This window comes from Alteromonas sp. BZK5, from assembly GCF_014349115.1.
Classification (GTDB): domain Bacteria; phylum Pseudomonadota; class Gammaproteobacteria; order Enterobacterales; family Alteromonadaceae; genus Alteromonas; species Alteromonas macleodii.
The window spans coordinates 1-16,098 of record NZ_JACSOE010000081.1 but is presented as its reverse complement, the minus strand read 5'-3'; the positions used below and the strand labels follow the sequence as shown (position 1 = coordinate 16,098).

The following is a 16,098-nucleotide window of genomic DNA, read 5'->3' as shown; positions in this document are numbered from 1 at the left end:
GTTCTTGATGTCTCGATGAAAGAAGATGAATGTCAGATATATCGTGGCAATGCCGCCGAAATCCTGTCAGGGGCCAGGAAACTTGCCTTGAACATGCTTCGCGCGGAGACAACCAGAAAAGTGAGTGTGCCACGGAAACAGAAACGTGCGCATGGTAGCACTGATTATTTGGAAAAGGTGTTAGCGGCGGGTTTGGTAGCGTTGAACGATATTTAATCGTTCATGCTCTCACCCTGTCGACATTATGGTGTATTGTTGATTCTTGTAAAGCCCATCCACCCACTAAGCCGTTTACTTTTACACTTATGAACTTAACGTGATTTCATAAGCATTGACACTACATGTGCTGTTTTACTTAAATTTTGAACACCATATGTCGTGTTTTTATAAAAACGCTTGCAATCCGGATATTTTACGCTTGGATAACGCTAAAAAGTTAGTTGTTACTAACATAAATTTTGTGCCAGTTTAGGTGCTTGAAATACCACCAGAAATTGGGTCGCAATACGACTAAAACCTCACTATCTTGTTTTGTGACGCAGGATATGTGAGCAGGGTGTAAGCGCTGTGACTTTCTAGGGTTGGGAACCGAAAGGCCAGCGGCAACTGGCCTCTCTGAATCGGGACTCATTGTTTAGTAAATGGACCCATGAAGATTATCAATCGGCATTGGACATCTTCATGCTCAAAGTATCGTAAATGGCTATAAAAAATCAAGAGAGTTAACAAGTAAATTTGTACTTCAACATTACATATTTATAGAACCTTTTGCAGGCCCTGGCGGCTTTAATAAGGATTTCAATGAGTTCCTAATTACTTTAAGTTAGGAGCTAGATAATGGCTTTATTAAGATTTAAGGACACGCCATGTCCTCATAAATATGGCAAAATCTGTACACATTCTGAGTTTGAACCTTTGGTGTGTGACAAACCCACCGTTACTGGAGGGTTCGAGCTATGAGTGGTAATTACATTGAAGGTAACTACGTGTTTTGTCGCTTTAGACGCAAGAAAAACAGTACAGAGATGTTAGATGCTCATGATTATGGGTATAAAGCGTGGCGTATCCCTATAAAGCGTAAGAGCTAGTAGGATACTGCATTAGTGGGGGCCGGATAGCCCCCCATTTTTATATTCTCACTTTGGACAACACGCCTTCAGCTATCAGATCCCCATTCTCTTTGTCGAAGCCTTCAGAAGCATCAGCAAAGGTTTTACTCAAAGCAACATCAACATCCGCGTTAAGTGCTTCAATGTAACCCATAGCCAACTCATCATTTAAGAACGTCTTAGCTGCATGTGATTTCCAATGTCTCATTTGAATGTCTGCCCAGATGTAATGATTATTTTTAGACATTACCTTCATGGCCATCCGCAGTTCCTTGCGTCTGAATTGATTTCTGAATGGATGCGCTGAAATCACGTCGTAAAGCGGGGTGAGCCAATGGCCAGTATGGTCAAGGTAAACACTGAAGTTCTTTGCGTGGCCATCAATACCCATCAACAGCCAAAATACGTATTGCGCAAGAAAGAACTGATACATGTCATTTTCGCTATCAGTACTAAAGCGAAGTAGATTGGCTATCTCACTCGCACCCGGCCCCCCATTTGCTTCATACTTTGACTGGCCAGCTCTACCAAGTGCTTGGCACATGTCTTCTTGAGTCAGTCGATATATTAGGCCGTCCTCACCTTGTTGCCTATCAAACCGTTCAACCACCAGCGCTTTCTGGTCACCGAAAGTGTGTATGTCCGCTTGTGCAACGTTGAATCCCAGGTAACGCATAAATCTCAGGCAGAACCATTCATTATCTACACTGTTTGTTAGCTTTAGCCCGTTTTCTAAATCATGTATTGGCAGTTTGAATATATGGGTTGTTGGAGTGGTACCTAGAGGGCGATGCCATTTTCCTTCATGAAGTGTCAGCGCGGTTTTCTCTTGTGCACCTGCAAGGGATATTCTGAATACGTCATCATCATCCATACCCAGTGTTTTACGTCTTACTGTATTCCTAAGGTGCGCTTCGATATCGGCATGACTCATTGCCTCAAGCTTCAATTCGTCTATCCCATCGACGGGTTCCGGTGTGAAAGAAAGAGAGCCCACGCAATCACGGCCAATCTCACTCAACAAATCCATTGTGTCTGTAGAGTAGGCGCCAACACGGTCAACAATTAACTTACGAATCTCTATGTCGTCCGGCAGTAGGTTGTCGAAGTAAAAGCGCACCAGGTCACCGGTGTGTTTCTTTTTGGTAAGCGGCATCGATAGACTAATTGGGTGTGCGTATTCTGCGGATAGCCACTCATCATCGTAAATAAATGCATGCGTGGCACCATAGCGCTCGAATGTACCTACGTGCCGGCCATTGATGCCCACTGAGAGATTGTTAGTTTTTCTCCTCTTAGCCATAACTATTCCTTAGCTTTATTCTTACTAACAACCACCGGCGTTCTCATTGGCTTACTGACAAACTTACCTGATTCCACTTTTCTTAATGGGCTTTTAACGCCTTTTGGGGCGTTCTGGGGAATACGCTGTCCACCAGCTGCTGCTGCTGTCCCATCTGTTTTATGAGTGTTTTGGTTTGTCATATCGATATTGATATTGAGAACGTTTAGAACCATCAGCACAGTACCAAATGACACGCTGGTGGGGTCATTCTCTAATCTCGATACAAAGCGCTGGTCTTTACCAATTTTAGTGGCCAAGTCTGTTTGAGACCACCCTAGCGCCTTGCGTGTAGATGCTATGTAGTGACCTACGTCTTTTGGGGTCTTAATTCTCATTGTTAACTCAACATATTCCATAAGAAGTATATTTATAAATATACCTTATATTGCATATTTTTCAATATTCTCTAAAAAGAATATTATTATTTATTCTATATAAAGAATATTTGAGAACGCGACAAGAAAGAAAGGGCGTTACCTCCACACCGTTATTCGGTGGTTCTGGAGGTAAACAAAGCGAAACGTTGTGATACTACTGAGAGGCAGGGGGGACTATAGCACCTGTTATCGGAGGTGCTTAAGGCCGGGTTTAGGAATTTGATACTGCTATTAGTTCATTTCTAATCGCGATAAGCAGCTCTTCAGCCTGAATGTTGTGACCTGCGATAATACCCACCAGCGTTAACAAATCATTATTGGGTTCGCTACTGCGTACTGAATCGATTACTGCTCTAGCGGCCGCTAGTGGGATTGATGAAATATTTCGAAAAGACCAAAGCGATAAAGAGAACAGAATTTTGCTTAGTTTCCAAAATGATCGAGGCAAGTCAATACTTCGTCCTGCTGGAGATTACAAAGAGTCATTGAGTTTTAGGCTGTATATTGTTGGCCAAGGTAATCATGAGCTTAAACTTCCTTTGGACGGGAAATCTGGTAGGCCAACACTTAAAGGTGGTAAGCCTCACAACATAGCGGAAACTTACAATGTGAAGACTGGTCTTGAAGCTATTTTTATAGATGGGGAAATGTTAGTGACCTATCAATATCCGGTGGGTTCAAAAGTTTTAAGTGCGGCACTGGCGGAGCGAATAAATAGAGGGCTCTCGAAATTTCAGAAGCAGATGCTGAGATGATTGACGAAGCGGTATTTTACAATTTCACCTTAACATCTTATACAATCAGAAATCACTTTGAAAACACAAAAAGTTATCTTCTTTATACCTTTAATTGCCTTCGTTGCAATGGATAGAAATTGACATGGCCGCTGGCCAGCCAATTTCTGAACCAAGTACCCAATAATGTTTTTGCAGTTCTTATTTTATATCTCTCAGTCATTTTATGCATCCAAAAAGACCGTGAAAAATTTTCCTTAAGAACGATGAGTAAATGGATAAAGGTATAGTCGCCGACTTCTTTTAAAAAGGCTTAGGGAAATGGGATGGACTCTCCTCATTGATTAACGATATTTACCTTAATCATGGCACATCGATGCCGATTGTGAGGGGAGTCCATCCCATTTCCCTAGAGAGTCTACAAATCCAAATGAAGCATTACTTTCTGCTAAGTCGATAACTGAATCACTATCTTTTAATTTTACGTCCTTAGCCCCACCGAGCTTTGCTGCTTCCATCAAGTTCAGCGCATATGAGCGGTGTTCAGCGAAAGAGCCTGAATAGTTGTTAATGTCAGCTAAGGTAGTGGGCTTTGATGTTGAGCCACACGCTGAGATTAATCCTGCCAGCGTCAGCGCCACCGTTGTCTTTAATATGTTCATTCCATAACCTTCTTTGTAATCTGGTATTCATCTAATAACTTTCGAATTCATCCGCATATCCCTTTGAGGAACATAACTTCATTGACTCGATGATGCTTTACAATATTAGGCTAAATTGTGAAGTCAATCGTGGGCAGTTAGATGTAGTTAGGAGCATAAAAACTCAAAAAATCACGCAGGCTTTTAAACCATGCCTGTAAGTGGTGAGGTGCTTTGCTGTTAAACCTGCCTGAAGAGCCTTGACCATATGTCCAAAACAAACGCCTGGAAAAGCTCGATTTTAAGCATCACTATTTATTCCTTGTTGTCTATCAAGGCATGTGGCAGTCTTATCGGGTTGCTTTTTGAGCAATCAATGCTCGCACGGAAGTGAATTAGCATAATCTTATGCATGCTAGGTGTATTACTCGAGTGCTCTCGGAAACATTGGGAGTATCATCGAAATGAAAATAAGTTTGTTTACAGCAATCCTGCTTTTATTTACCTCACCGGTAAGGGCCAATATCGACGCGATTGACGGCATGTACCTGGTGTCACCCAAAGGTATTTCTCAAGTATCTTCGTCTGGTGCAAAAGATAGGCATGGTAATTATACTGTTGAGATCAATGTTGTTGAGAGTGTGTACCCTCGGTACTATACCAAAGGGCTTTTGATAGCCAGAGGATGGTGGTCTACGACAACACAGCAATTCTATACAGAAGACTATCAAATCAGACCCAAATTGCCTCACTGCAATGCTTTTGAAGAATTCAGCTGGGGGTTTCCTTATGAGCCCACCGTCGTTGTCATCGGTAACAAGAAATACCCTGTCTATAAAAAAATACCTTCCTTTTCTGAAAAGCGATCGCCACAGAAGTACTGCGTGGATGAACGTGTGAGTCGTAGTACCTGCAGACGTGACAGGTGTAATAAATGGGAGTCACCGAAACCTAATGGTTATTTGGTGAGTAGCCGTTCCTTGGCCAATTCGTTGTTTGCCGATTTACGTAATTGAACGCTTGGTACAGGTCTAAAACATATTAGAGGGAGAGTCCTTCTGTGATGCAAGATAAACGAGAGAGCGGCGTTATACCTAATGGCGTTACTTTTGGCACTGAAGTGCTTGTTATGCCAAGCCTGATAGGTAGCGTCTTCACACACGCTGGTGGTACCGACACAGTAAGTTATAAGCCGAACAAGTACAGCTGGGTAAAAAAGGGGGATGTCATTGCAGAAGTGTATATTAGCCGTCCAAAGACAAAGTTTGGATTGATTAATGATATCTTCTTTAACGATATCATCTCGAAAGTACCCATTAAGAGTCCAGCGAGCGGTTTGGCGCTTCATAGCGAATACAGTGATAACTTTACAGTAAAGTTGAAAGATGATGTGCCTCCCATCGCTAATTTTTCATTACTCCTTCCTAGTGATGAAGTGCGTGAAGTGTCTGGTGCTTCACTTTTTAGGGCGGCAGTAAGCTTGATTAAAGAGAACAGTGACCTCTTGTATAAAGAATCGAGACGCTGGACGATGAAAGGGAAAACGCCTCAGGAGTTAGAAAGCTTATTAGCGCAGCAATTGGCTGCAAATTGCCGGCGATATCCCGCTACGCCGTATTTTGACGATTATTTAGATGAGGCCAGGACGGAATTTCCCGAACTCAGGCAGCACCTTAAACACCTCGTCAACAAAGCGGAGTCAAAAGTATAAACACAGCAATAGGCAACAACATTCGCCCATCGCGGTAACCTAACAAGGTTAGATTTTCGCTAAATGAGCTTCACGTTTATTGTCTGCCTCGCTAATCGGCCTCGTATAGAGGTTGATGGCTTCATTCAAACACTCCCACGCATGCCCTTGTCTATTCGCTTTACGTTTTTGCGGCACATGCGCGCTTAACGGACGAATTTTGGGGACATCCTCGTAATTACATAAAATAACGGGCTGTGCGGCATTAATGGTATTTACCACTGGCTTACCGTCACTCGCGCCATAGTAGAGAGACAAATTCACCGATGCATTGCGTGTCTTACGTATATAAAAGCGGTGGGTGTGCTGTGTGCCCATGATACGCGCTTTTATCTCGTTTAGTTGTGTATCATTGAGACCAGACTTGCTGTTATACAGATACAACACAGCGCGCTCAGGCGTTAGCCTTTGGTCAGCATTCTTGTAAGCCCAATAGAAATTCACACTTTTAAGCGCGGTATCCGTATCAGGGCGACAGTTAATGACATCGATATGCCGATACAGCTGATAGGAGATAATTTCGGCGCCACGGTGTTGATGTAAGAACTCGTGTTTCTGCAAATGATTGCGCCCGTGTGAGCCATCAGGCTTTCTATCCTGCACGCAGTGTTTGATAGCCGTCTTCGTACTGTTAATCGCGATAATGGTATCAATGACGTCGTCATGGTTCTCAAGCAGCAAAATACCCGGGTACTTACCCGCCACCCGGCCTGAAATATCATGAGAAGAACGATGAAAACATTTCAAAGCATTAAGGCAACGCATCTGCGCTTGGACGTTGAACATATCGCGGTGGCCAAGCATTAGCTCACCGGCAGAGAACGCTTTAAAGTCCTCTTTGGTGACGTCATCAATATTGGCAAAATAAGCAGTAGGTGCTAACCGCATGGCACTATAAAGTGACTCATACAACTCATCCAAAGTCGTGAGCAAACCATTAAAGCGCGCAAAGTCATTGACCATGACCACATCTTCTTATCAATCAAACATACCCCTATTGTATTATATTTACAGACCACCTACACATAAAAACACCAATAAAACCCACCCGCGGACACAACAAAGTGGCATTTACCCTGCAAACCCGCCCTGCCCGACCAGCCGAAGGCGCGCGCGAGTTGAGCAAGAGGGGCACCTCGGTGGTGGATGAGGGACGCCTTTCTTTGGAATACCTGTTTGAAGGTGGTCTGTAATTATTGATTGGTATCGTTGTATTCGGTGTTTTGCTTCTTTATCGTGGAGTAGAAAATTCGTGTGATTGCGGTGGAAAAATAGGCGCGCGTACGTGAAATCTGGTGACGTTTGCAGGGCGTTGCCCTCTTTGGTTAACAGAGGAACGCCCTAGTTAAATTAGTTATTAATAACGGCGCCTTAATAATAAAAGCATGGCCCCCATCGCGAGGATAATAACCGTTTGTGGTTCTGGAACAGAAATATTGGATTGTGATGGCGTGACGGTTCTAGAAACTAGGCTGCTTTCAAAATCAACAGCCAGTTGGAGTAATAAGCAAGTGTGTCATCATAGGTAAATGAGACTTCAATCGGGTTGGTATTCAGTTCATCAAGTTCAGAGGCAATCTGTGACTCATCGAGATAATTTACGCCGTAGTATTCATAGCCAGTATAGTTGAGTAAATACTCATATTTTATGATGTCGGCAAACGCTGTCTTACTGATAAATAACAGTAATAAGGTGGTAAGAATATGCTTCATGCTGTTTTCCTTTTCTTGAGCAGTGAAACATTAGCAAAATATATACCTTGCCTTATATATTGCGTGCTGCAGCAAACAGGGCGTAACTAATTTAAAACGAATGTAAAGAAAATAGACACTATTATTGTTCGACAGATATGTTTTTATACATAGAGAAATCAGTGTTTCACTCTTCCTTTTTGGCATTCTAGTTGAATACAAAATGCTTTAATCCTCGGAATGGACTAAAAGCAGCATGAGTAATCATTCGCTTATTTTGACGCGTAAATAAATACCGTTGGCACTAAACTCTCAACCGTCAACCAGCCGTTGCTTCTGTTGACAGAAATTAAAGGTTGAAATTGTGTAAAAATAGGAGGGGTAATTACCGGATCGAATTCGGAAATTACATAAAATCTTTAATTCTTTCTTCATTTAATTTTTAAATTAAAAATATCTGCAAGCCAGGTAAAAACTGGCCTGCATAGCCAATAAGGTATAAAGGTTCACTTGAACTTTGATATGTTATTTTGATAATGATACTAACAAAGATTTTAATACCTTTTCTAATGCAACTGCATCGTCAAAGTTAACATTTTCCCAGTCAATTCCAACATCGAGCTTTGTAACATCCTCTGTTAATAATCGACGAATTGCTGAAGTTTCTGTCACTTTCACTTTTGGCATTGTAATGTATTGCTTCGCCCTTCCCGGCTTCTTAGATACGTCAGAAGGAATATATTTTTTAAACTTTCCGAGGTCTGCCAACCTATTGAGGTAAAGCTCTGCATCATTATATTTTTCTGCTTTCTTAATCTCTTCATAAAGCGCAACAAGACTTGTTACTACCTTGTTTTCAAGAAGTTTATAAACAATATCAAAATGCTCATAAAGCTTGTCATAACGGAAATATGAAGTGCGACTAATTCCCAAATAAGATGTCACTAACGATAAGCGTTCAGTCTGCATTTTTGCCCCTTCCAAACTTTCTAATTCGCGAACAGCTTTTGCATAACTGTTTAACGCATCGGGTGGAGTTAGATCAGAGCGAGAAAAATTCTCAATGTGACGAAGCACACTAAGGTTTCGTGGCTTTTCAGCATAGATTTTAACTTTAACCTTTATCAAACCACCATAAAGGAAACGAATTGCATAGAAACGTCTATGACCAGCTACAATAGGATAGTCAGTCATATTCTTTCTCCACACAGAAATCGGATGAACTAGTTCACTGTGCTTTAGCGTTTCAGCTAGATTTTTAATTTCTTCTATTTCTAAATTAACCGCGTCATAACGAGGGTTGTCTTTTGATAATCGATTCTCAAGAATTCCCTTTTCACAGACAACACAATTATCCAAAGCTGCGATAGACTCATCATCTGATTTCTGTGCAAAGGTAACGGGTAAATATCGTGAATTATCTGACTGTGGTTGTATATAATCTACCAGCACCCTATCTAATTCAGAGGATGTCTTAAAGATAGGATCGTCATGTACTTCGCTTTCTTTGGATTTGTCCCGAGCTTTGAGGTCATCCAACATCTGTTGAGATTTTTTAGATACGCCCTCCCCTGACTCAAATTGACTTATTAAGTCTTCTTGAGTATTAACTTTTCCGACTGTTCTACGTCTCGCCTTTTTAGGGCTGTTCATTATTCATTCCCCCATAAGCTGCCTTCAATCAGTTCATAAAGCTTCTGCATTTCTTTTTGCGCGTGATGATTATGCACGTAATTAAAATGTGACTCATCAACAGATGGGCGTTCCATAACGCGATAGCAATTACGTTGCTGAAGCCAAAAGCGCGTCATATATTCTCCGGTAGGACCAGTTTTGTCGTAAAGTTTCGCAAGTGCCACTTCATCTTTCTGTGTAAGACGCGATTTGCTTGGAACTTTATTTGGAACAACACCGACTATCTTCAGTGGTGATTTTTGTCGGTCTTCGTTGATACGGTCTACTCGATTAAGCAGCATAGGTACACCATCTATAGAGTCGTATTCAGGTTCAGTCGGAATTATCACATGAGTAGCGGCTCCCAACATACCAGCGCTAACCGGTGACTTACTTGGCGGGTTGTCAACAATAACGATGTCGTAATCTTCCGCCAGTTCTGGAATTGAAAACCAATCGCGCATATGTGTCGAAATTTTTGAAACCAGTCTATCCGCTTGCGGTGTCAGAGCTAGTACACGGTCAACATTACCTTCAGACGGTAACACTTTGATGTTTTCGAAAGCAGTTGGATATTCATATACTGGTGAATCAAACAAGATATCAGTGGAAGTATTTCGGCCACTCCATTCTGGATCATTAATCTCTTCAAATTCTGGGTGTAGCGGAGCAGCGTATTCATCATCGCCTGGTATAGCATCCATTTTTAAGAATGCTTTGGACGAATCTTGCTGTGAATCGTAATCCAGCACCAAAACACGACGCTTTATCCCCTTTCCGCCTGGGCCGCCGGTTGCTAACAGATATGCAATTGTTGATGCAAGAAACGTTTTTCCAACGCCTCCTTTTCTATGGTAACTAGAGAGCACCCGCAGTCCGTTGTACATTTCGTCTGTATTCATAATCTCAACCTTGTATCAGCACATAACATCAGTCTGACATGCTAATCTTTCAATGTCTCGGATCGAATCTTTTATTAATCCATTCAGAAAAGCTGTGTAGTTTATTTCGTTCAATTATTGATAGCTAACTGAAAGTCTTTACTGGCAGTGTGTTGAGAGGTGTTGATGCCTATTAGGTTCACATGAACCCAATAAAGAAAATGTTAAGTAGATAAGCTTATCCCGCAAGCTAAGAGAAGATTAAAAGTTTGTACCTATTATTGAAACATCATCAAAGAAAACCAAGACTTTAATGTCAATAAACCTAATAAATTCGGTATTTGATTTATTAATAAGAAATTCCCTAAAAGCTTTTACGGGCAAGCTCTTGCGAGGTGTTAACTCCTATCAGGTTCACCTGAACCTAGTAAAGGTTTTACTTCTTTTGAACATACTACTGAATTCAACCTTTAAAATGGACTTGATAAAGATAGTTGGGTAACCTCAGGATCGAATCTACGAAATAACTGTAATCTATAACAACGGGGGAAATTATAGTGCGAGAGCTTTTTGACTTGTCAGAAAAATATGGATTTAAAGCGCCTCTGGTTGACGCTCCTGAATCACTCGATTTGAAACTGTACCTTCGTTTATGTGGAGCATTATCTATTTCACCAATTACGATTGCTGTGATTTCTGACGTCTTTATAGCTCTACAGGATATCGACGAACGCATTGCAAGTATCCAATATATCGCCGAACGTATAAATCGAAAAGTATCAAATATTCGACATCATCTCGTCACTCTTGAAAAAGCTAATCTTATAAAAAGTGAATTTATTACAACTGATCCAATACGACGTCGTAGAGGAAAGCTTTTTACATTAGCGATACCTAAAGGGCAAGCTGTAGCAGCTGCAGACCATTCATCAATACCGGAGAGAGATAATTATCAATTGGTGTCATCTAATACCGTTGAAACCATAGATATTGACCGATATGACGATAAAACACGATTTCTTGAGCTACAAATTGTTAGATATCTAGTCAAAGCGATGCGAACCAATCGTAAAGATAAAGCAGGTACTATCAACGTTAAACTAAAAGTAGACGGTAGAGTAAAACCAATCTCCATCACCGCCCGAGCAGAAGAGGGAAGGCTTATCTATTTACCTGATATGAGCTACTACGCAGGCGCTATTACCTGGCTTATCAATCATATTTCTGAACGAGTTGAACAGGCCGATACTATTGGAGAAACATTCACATTACCACTAGAGCCTCTTATATCAATGGCGAAGGATATTCCGCTTTCAGATGCATCAGCTGGTGGTTATATGAATAATGCTATCCAATCGTTGCAGCGAATATCAGCAACTACATTTGATATGCGCGATTTATATGGACAAGACCACAGTACAATTAAAGATATTGAAATGTATTACAAGCTTTTCAGACTTGAGGCTCTTGTTACCTATGAAGATGAAAGAGAGATAGAAAAAAAAGCAGCAGTTATTCAGTTTCCGCGCTCGACAGTGAAAAATATTATAGCTGCCGTGCGCGCTGAAAAATCTCTTAACGAAATGTTGTTGATTGACAGTGATATTTTCGCAACAAAGAATGAAATTGAAATTTTGTTTGGTCTATGGGCGAGGGAACATCTCATTACTGGACGTCAGGCGCAGCAGATGTATACATGGAACGAGCTTCGTGAATCAGTAGCTCCTTCGACCAGTCTAAGTGAATTTAAGCGTAAGTTTTCAAACATGGTACTTACGAATGTAGATCCCGAATATAAAGCTAAAATTCATAACGCTGTCAAAGACAAGATCGTTCGAATCATAGAGACATGTCATTTGTCTGAGCCAAGAAAAGGTGAATTGGTAGTCGAATACGGTCGGGCCACGGTACAAGGTTACCTGATAAATATTGGTTATTCACCAGAGCATGGGTCATCAGTTATAGCTTTTAGACGAGATATGTCTGCATTACATATTTTGAGCCACTTCAATAGTCAGCGGTAACTTATAATTTGATGTTAAAAAATCCTTGGATCGAATCTACAGCAAGGAAAATCAATAGATTATGGCTCGGATCGAATCTTTAAAAAGATCTAAATTAGATCACGATCCAACTTGATCTCTATTACCTTTCATATAAAGATTACATCTGTTAAAGACATTCTCTTACTTATATTGAATCTTTAATTTGCTCACTGAAGAGCAACATAAATTATTTGGGAAGATAAGAAGCGCTGAAAAGACAAAACCCGTGAAGTGTTGGCGCACTGCACGGGTCTTAGGATGTAACTTTTTGGAACGAGTTACACATCCAATTCTAGCGGATTGATCGATCACGTCAACTGTTAGGGCGTTTTTTATCAACAATAACTCGATTTGTTGGTAAAAACATGAGAAAAAACACAGAATTTGTGTTCATGAGCACGGGACTTTTTGAACACCTCAACGAAACAGAATCATATGTTTTCTCTTTTGTTACTTATTTTGCTTGTGATAAACAAAAGGGACAAGTATTTAAACGTAGTACAGCAAGTCTTTGTAACAATCTTGGATACTCCGCGAACACAATAAGGTCAACAATAGATAAGCTTGTCGAGAAGAACTTTTTAGCACGTGCTGAAAAACCTGACGACAAAAATAAGGCTCTTCGTTATAACTACTTTGACGACATATCACATTATTTAGTACTTGGTACTCATAAGTATGCTCAGGAATTCTCATCTGAATTGTCAGAAATCTTAAATTTTCTAAGGAAAAGTAGTAAACATAAAAAGCCAGATTTGAAAAATGTATTTTTCAAAGTTTATGTTAACGCGCTGCAAGCCTCTAAAAAAGGGGAAAAGTGGAAGCGCAATCAATCTCGGCACCTTCATAAAACGATAGTTTTGCATGGGTACCTTCACAATAAGATCAAATTCAGAGACAAATTTGATAAATCGACCTTGTCACTAAGCGTACCTTACTTATCAGCAATGATGCAGTGGTCAAGGAATACCGTAAGGCGGGTAGTGAATACACTTGTCGAACTCGGGCTAGTAACTCTCAAGCTAGAGGGCAAACGAATCGCTTTTTTACAAGTTAGATTAGCTGAGCGGGTCAGGGAAGGATACAAGCAGCTAAAATCTCGACTTTTTGACGTGAGACAAAAAACTGTTGGTGTTACTCGCAATTCAATAAATAAGCCAATGGGACTAAATAGGCCGGGTAAGCATGCTACGCCAGCGGAACACGCGTCCTACCTTGCAGCAATGAAAAAAGCACAAAACCACTGACAAAAAACAACTATTTGGAATCCAGACACTGTTCTGGAGTTTTCTCGTGCCTAAAATTCAGATTAGTCTGCAATTTATACAATTCAACAAAGCGAACGCTCAAGTTTTTAACCATACACGATAAAATAATGAAAATAAGAGACAAGCAAAAGCTATGGAACCCGCGCTAAACATAAGTGGTGCCATCCATACGCAGATGGATAGAACTAGCTCCATCCATAATCGAAATGCTCCACAGATATGCTTAAAATTCCAACCACATTCAGAACGTGCCAAAACTAACCACATTAGAATAAGATAGAAAAAGAAAGAAAAGGGTAGGGGGGATTAACCCACCCACAAACTATTTTTTTATTTGACTGAGACTTTAATAAGGTTGTAGAGACGTTCCGGACCATTCCGAGATCTCCTTCTTTTTCTCACCAAACCAATTAGTAAGCTTAACTTAATCATTTGATTGAAGGAACGAGCAGCCATGGCGAGAAATAGAACAGATATGAGAAATATTAAAGACGTTCCGATCCTCAAATTTGAAGTAGGATTAAGCCATCGAGACAGCGTCCAATACTTACATCACGCCCATAACATTATCGTCAGTAGTGCAACGGGGTGCGGTAAAACCAACCTTGCTTGCGTATTAGCCAGGTGAGCCTGTGAGCAGCATCATACAGTGCGATGTTACCGACTTGGTCAACTCCTTGATAAAATGAATATCGGCCACGCCTATAGCAGTTACCAAAAAAAGCTTGCCCAACTCGCCAAGAATAAGCTACTCATCCTAAACGAATGGGGAATGGAAAAACTGAGCACAAGACAGGCTAATTACTTACTCGATCTGATGAAAGAACGGTATCAAAAAACAAGTATCATTATCGCTAGATAGTTTCCCGTTACCGAATGATACAAGCTCATAGGTAATCCCACTGTGGCAGATGCATAGAGCAGTCATGCTAATTGCAACTAGTTTTTACTGGCGATATGCCGTTTTCGGCGCCGATATAAACCTATTTATGCCCAAAACGGCAAACCGCATACCCACGCGAAGGTATTATACGGTTTTTGTGAATAAATCCAGTTTTCAGACGAATAAAAAAGGGATCGCGGTAATGCAATATAGAGAAAGAGCCTGACGCCAGTTTTGTATTGGCATCGACCATTTCTTACTGGCGTCTTTTATTACTAAGTACACCATTTACCTTGCTGAATCCCCGCTGGGGAAGCTTTTCCGCTTCTTGATAGCTTTACGGATAACGTCGTTAAGAGATTCAAAGGCATTAGTGTTGTAAATTGGCCTGCGGTGTCCTTTGGATAATTAAATAAGGTGTTGGGGTTGTGCCAGTGCGTCCGCCATGACTTAGCGATTTGTGGATACTGGCCGTCTCATGTTTCAGCAAACCGTTCCAGCTCTAGCAGTGCCTCATCTTCTGTTGCTGAGCGATATACGCGCTTTAAATCTGCGGTGACAACTTTGTAATTCTTCCATGACTCGAACTTAAGTGGGTAACGCACCATGTGTACGACACACAGTGTGGATTCTCATGAAGTTTGATAAATCGTCTCATTTATGTGATATGAAACCTCAGTTGTTTTGATAAATTTTCTACAAATCTCATTTGTGGTGATAATAATCACACTGGACCGATATCGACTTTACGATAGTTAGTTAGAATATGCTGAAAGGCTCAAAGGAAACTGCGAATAAGTCCTGCAATTTAGTTCTTGAACTAGCCTTTGCATTCGCCGTCTAATTTTTGAACGCTAAATTCTCAATTTTGGTCAATATACTGCCGTTTTAGGCCGGATTTCGACCTAATTCCGGACTATTCCCGGATTTCAGACAGATCTTGGCTGTCGTCGTAACATCTGGTCTACTTTAAACAGGTTCGCCAAGGTGAATAGCATGGCTAACTGTGAGTCATTTTTTGTCAGCCCTTTATAGCGTGCTTTGATAAAGCCGAACTGACATTTGATGATCCGGAACGGGTGTTCTACTTTCGCCCGAATGCTGGCTTTTAAATATTCGATGTTGATGGCGTTTTTCTGCGCCTTGATAACCAGCATCGCCAGAGATGAATTTCTCATCGCCACGCAACAGGTTCTTCATCTGATTCAGGTCATGTTCGTAGGCGGCGGTGGTTACCAATGTATGGTGGAGACCGCTCTTGGCATCCACACCAATATGGGCTTTCATACCGAAGTGCCATTCATTGCCTTTCTTAGTCTGATGCGTCTCTGGGTCACGTTCATTCTTTTTGTTTTTAGTGGAGCTGGGAGCTTCAATAATCGTCGCATCCACCAGTGTACTCTGCGCCATCATCACACCGCAGTCCGACAGCCATTGGTTGACCGTTTTGAATAACTTTCGAGTGAGTTTGTGCTTTTCCAGCAAGTGCCGGAAATTCATAATGGTGGTGCGGTCAGGAATGGCTTTATCCAATGACAGTTGCGCAAACTGACGCATCGAAGCAATTTCATATAACGCATCTTCCATCGCTTCATCACCAAGGCTATACCATTGCTGCATACAATGAATGCGAAACATGGTCTCAAGCGCATACGGACGTCTGCCATTGCCTGCTTTAGGATAAAAGGGTTCAATCACT

The 16,098-nt window shown here is 41.2% G+C and carries 15 protein-coding genes and 3 pseudogenes; 8 read left to right on the top strand and 10 right to left on the bottom strand.

From position 1 onward, the window contains the following. On the top strand, positions 1–216 hold a 216-nt coding region (locus BIZ39_RS17500), incomplete at its 5' end, for a transposase (protein ID WP_410369567.1). Positions 217–956: 740 nt separating this feature from the next. Further along, on the top strand, positions 957–1,088 hold the full coding sequence (locus BIZ39_RS22350; RefSeq protein ID WP_262385800.1) for a hypothetical protein: 132 nt from the start codon (positions 957–959) through the stop codon (positions 1,086–1,088). Positions 1,089–1,128: 40 nt separating this feature from the next. Here BIZ39_RS22350 and BIZ39_RS17495 read toward each other — a convergent pair whose 3' ends face one another. Both BIZ39_RS17495 and BIZ39_RS17490 read right to left on the bottom strand, forming a co-directional pair. Further along, positions 1,129–2,412, bottom strand: coding sequence for a type II toxin-antitoxin system HipA family toxin (locus BIZ39_RS17495; protein WP_187447587.1), 1,284 nt, complete (start codon positions 2,410–2,412; stop codon positions 1,129–1,131). A 2-nt stretch (positions 2,413–2,414) separates the two neighbouring features. Then, complete coding sequence (locus BIZ39_RS17490; protein ID WP_187447586.1) at positions 2,415–2,789, bottom strand: helix-turn-helix domain-containing protein; 375 nt, start codon at positions 2,787–2,789, stop codon at positions 2,415–2,417. A 359-nt stretch (positions 2,790–3,148) separates the two neighbouring features. Between BIZ39_RS17490 and BIZ39_RS17485 the strand changes: the two genes are divergently transcribed. Then, positions 3,149–3,586, top strand: coding sequence for a hypothetical protein (locus tag BIZ39_RS17485; protein WP_187447585.1), 438 nt, complete (start codon positions 3,149–3,151; stop codon positions 3,584–3,586). Positions 3,587–3,924: 338 nt separating this feature from the next. Here the strand turns inward: BIZ39_RS17485 and BIZ39_RS17480 are convergent, their stop codons facing one another. After that, the gene (locus tag BIZ39_RS17480; protein ID WP_187447584.1) at positions 3,925–4,227 is read right to left on the bottom strand and encodes a hypothetical protein; all 303 of its coding nucleotides are present in this window, start codon (positions 4,225–4,227) and stop codon (positions 3,925–3,927) included. A 443-nt stretch (positions 4,228–4,670) separates the two neighbouring features. Between BIZ39_RS17480 and BIZ39_RS17475 the strand changes: the two genes are divergently transcribed. Together BIZ39_RS17475 and BIZ39_RS17470 are read left to right on the top strand one after the other, a co-directional pair. Beyond that, the gene (locus BIZ39_RS17475) at positions 4,671–5,222 is read left to right on the top strand and encodes a hypothetical protein (RefSeq protein ID WP_187447583.1); all 552 of its coding nucleotides are present in this window, start codon (positions 4,671–4,673) and stop codon (positions 5,220–5,222) included. A gap of 44 nt (positions 5,223–5,266) precedes the next feature. After that, complete coding sequence (locus BIZ39_RS17470; RefSeq protein WP_187447582.1) at positions 5,267–5,917, top strand: hypothetical protein; 651 nt, start codon at positions 5,267–5,269, stop codon at positions 5,915–5,917. 48 nt (positions 5,918–5,965) lie between these two features. On the opposite strand, the gene BIZ39_RS17465 is transcribed toward BIZ39_RS17470, so the two are convergent. The 5 genes from BIZ39_RS17465 to BIZ39_RS17445 form a co-directional block, all read right to left on the bottom strand. Next, on the bottom strand, positions 5,966–6,919 hold the full coding sequence (locus BIZ39_RS17465) for a DNA replication terminus site-binding protein (protein WP_187447581.1): 954 nt from the start codon (positions 6,917–6,919) through the stop codon (positions 5,966–5,968). Between the two features lie 394 nt (positions 6,920–7,313). Next, entirely contained in the window at positions 7,314–7,391 is a 78-nt protein-coding gene (locus BIZ39_RS22640; RefSeq protein WP_353889332.1) for a PEP-CTERM sorting domain-containing protein, read from the bottom strand. Positions 7,392–7,423: 32 nt separating this feature from the next. After that, complete coding sequence (locus BIZ39_RS17455; RefSeq protein WP_187447580.1) at positions 7,424–7,669, bottom strand: hypothetical protein; 246 nt, start codon at positions 7,667–7,669, stop codon at positions 7,424–7,426. 504 nt (positions 7,670–8,173) lie between these two features. Then, positions 8,174–9,301, bottom strand: a complete 1,128-nt coding sequence (locus tag BIZ39_RS17450; protein ID WP_187447579.1) for a ParB/RepB/Spo0J family partition protein — start codon at positions 9,299–9,301, stop codon at positions 8,174–8,176. Then, complete coding sequence (locus BIZ39_RS17445) at positions 9,301–10,224, bottom strand: ParA family protein (RefSeq protein ID WP_187447578.1); 924 nt, start codon at positions 10,222–10,224, stop codon at positions 9,301–9,303. The genes BIZ39_RS17450 and BIZ39_RS17445 overlap by 1 nt, the downstream gene beginning before the upstream one ends. A gap of 536 nt (positions 10,225–10,760) precedes the next feature. On the opposite strand from BIZ39_RS17445, the gene BIZ39_RS17440 reads away from it, so the two are divergent. From BIZ39_RS17440 to BIZ39_RS22635, 3 genes and pseudogenes are all read left to right on the top strand, one after another. Further along, positions 10,761–12,227: a hypothetical protein gene (locus BIZ39_RS17440; RefSeq protein ID WP_187447577.1), complete on the top strand. Its 1,467-nt coding sequence runs from the start codon at positions 10,761–10,763 to the stop codon at positions 12,225–12,227. A 386-nt stretch (positions 12,228–12,613) separates the two neighbouring features. Further along, the gene (locus BIZ39_RS17435) at positions 12,614–13,495 is read left to right on the top strand and encodes a hypothetical protein (protein ID WP_187447576.1); all 882 of its coding nucleotides are present in this window, start codon (positions 12,614–12,616) and stop codon (positions 13,493–13,495) included. Positions 13,496–14,156: 661 nt separating this feature from the next. Next, positions 14,157–14,378 (top strand): annotated as a pseudogene (locus BIZ39_RS22635) (ATP-binding protein); the annotation flags it as partial. Positions 14,379–14,573: 195 nt separating this feature from the next. Here the strand turns inward: BIZ39_RS22635 and BIZ39_RS17425 are convergent. Next, a pseudogene (locus BIZ39_RS17425) lies at positions 14,574–15,022 on the bottom strand (transposase); the annotation flags it as partial. Positions 15,023–15,328: 306 nt separating this feature from the next. After that, a pseudogene (locus BIZ39_RS17420) lies at positions 15,329–16,098 on the bottom strand (IS5 family transposase); the annotation flags it as partial.